2 protein-coding genes are annotated in these 2,263 nt (G+C 70.5%); both read right to left on the bottom strand.

Annotated features, from left to right (window positions below; genetic code table 11):
- Positions 1 to 1,479: flagellar basal-body MS-ring/collar protein FliF (gene fliF / locus B8460_RS10930; protein WP_048861634.1), on the bottom strand; the 1,479-nt coding region annotated here is incomplete at its 3' end.
- 115 nt (positions 1,480 to 1,594) lie between these two features.
- Positions 1,595 to 2,263 (bottom strand): flagellar hook assembly protein FlgD (locus B8460_RS10925; RefSeq protein WP_048861633.1); only part of this gene is annotated, 669 nt, incomplete at its 5' end.

Below are 2,263 nucleotides of genomic sequence, written 5' to 3'. Positions count from 1 at the left end.
GGGTGCGCCCGACGGCACGCCGGCCAGCAGCGGCGCGCCGCCGCCGCCCCCGAGGGCCGTTGTCGCCAACACGCCGTCCGCCAATCCGCCCGGCGGCAGCAGCATCAGCCGCGTGACCATCGGACGCAGCACGAACAGCAGCGCCAGCAGCCCCAGCACGCCGAGCAGCGCCGTCTCCGCCAGCCGCACCATGTCGCCGCGCTCCAGATGCAACCCGAGGATGCCCGCGGGTTCGGCCGCGGGCGCCGCGTCATCGGCGCCGAAGCGCATGCTGACGACCTCCACGTGGTCGCCGCGTTTCGGGTCATACCCCACCGCGCTCTGCACGAGACCGGTCAGCCGACGCAGCTCATCGGCGCCGCGGGGTGTCCAGATCGACTTGCCGTCCGGGCCCACGGCTTCGGTCCCGTCCACCATCACGGCGATGCTGAGGCGACGGACCGAGGGTTGTTCGCGCACCAGGGTGCGCACCGTGCGGCCGATCTCGTAATTGGTGGTCTCCTCCTGCCGGCTTTCCTGCGTGCCCGACTGCGTCTTGCCGGCATCGGCGTTCGGCAGGTTGTTCTGCACCGAGGTGGCGCCGTCCTTTTCGGTCGTGCGGCTGTTGCTGCCGACGCTTTGTTCGCTGCGGGCGACCTTGTTGTCGGGGTCGTATTTTTCCTCCGTCTCGCGGACATGCTCGGTGTTGAGCTCGACGGATGCCTCCGCCCGCACGTGACCGGGACCCACGCTCGCCTCCAGCATCTCCTCCACCGCCCGGCCGAGGCGCGCTTCCATCTCGCGGCGCATCTCCTCGACCCCCTGCGCGGCGGGGCTGCCGCCGATCGCCTCGCCGGCGCGGGCGAGGAGCGTGCCGCGGCTGTCGACCACGGCGATGTTCTGCGCCCGCAGCCCCGGCACCGCGGCGGCGAGCAGGGTCAGGATCGCGCTCACCGCCTCGCGGTCGAGACGCGCGTTGCCGTTCATCGTGAGCATCACGCTCGCCTGCGCGTCCTGTCGCTCGCGCGAGAACGGCTCGCGATGCGGCAGCACCAGATGCACGCGCACGGCACGGACCCCGTCCATTGCCCGGATCGTGCGGCCGAGTTCACCTTCCAGCGCGCGGGTCTCGTTGATCTGCTGCTGGAACTCCGACGCGGTCAGGCTGTCGCCGCGATCGAAGATTTCGTAGCCGACCGAACCGCCCGACGGCAGGCCGTCCTTGGCCAGCAGCAGCCGGGCACGCGCGACATCCTCAACCGGCACCAGCACCTGCGCGCCGCCCGCGCCCAGTTGATACGGGATGTGCTGGCGGGTCAGCGCATCGACCACCTGCCCCGAATCGCGCAGATCGAGGTCGCCATACAGCAGCGCGTACTGCGACTGCCCGCCGCGCAGCGCGAGCACGGCGAGCAGCAGCAGGACACCCAGCCCGACCGCCCCCATCGCGGCCAGCCGCGCCGGTCCCAGCGCCTTCAACCCTTCAAGCAGCGCACCCATCGCGCCAGCGTGCCCCCATGCCGGCCTTCTGCCGGGCCCCGACCATGGCAACAGCGGCTTAGCGGGAGGTTAATCGCCCGGCATTTCCTGCCGCGTCGGGTCACGAGCGGCGCGTTCAGTTGCCGACCGACTGGACATGGCCGAAATCGACCGTGAGCCCGCCCATCTGCAAATCGATCGTACCGTTGTTGCGGGTGACGCCGGTCGCCGTGCCGACCACGCTGAACGGCAGCGACTGCGTGCCGCCGGTCGCGGCGGGGCCGTTGACGGTGAAGGTATAAAGTCCGTCCGGCTGCGTGCTGGCGTTGGCGCCGGTGCCGTCCCAAGTCCAGCTGTTGCTCCCCTGCGACGCGCTGATCTGCGGCTGTGCCACGACCACGCCCGCCGCGTTGGCGACCGTCACGCTGGCCGGCCCCGCCACCGGCGACGTGAAGGTGATCGCCGGCGCGACACCGGATTGCAGCGGCACCTGGGTCGAGGCGACATCGACCGTCTTGCCGATCAGCGAAGAGCCCTGCAGCACCTGCCCGGTCTGCGTGAGCTGAATCAGCGTGTTGAGGCTGGAGTTGGTGTTGATCTGCTGCTCGACCTGCGAGAACTCCACCAGTTCCTGCGTGAACTGGTTGGTATCGACCGGGCTGGTCGGGTCCTGATTCTGCAACTGCGTCATCAGCAGGTTGAGGAAGGTGTTGAAATTGCCGGACAGCGACGACAGCGCGTTCGCGGACTGCGTCGAGGCGGCGGGGGCGGCTCCCGCGGCGGAGGCGCCGGCCGCGGCGGCGGC

Origin of the sequence: Acidisphaera rubrifaciens HS-AP3, assembly GCF_000964365.1 — a bacterium.
Lineage (GTDB): Bacteria > Pseudomonadota > Alphaproteobacteria > Acetobacterales > Acetobacteraceae > Acidisphaera > Acidisphaera rubrifaciens.
Note: the sequence above shows the minus strand (reverse complement) of the source record. Positions and strands in the feature narration are given on the sequence as shown.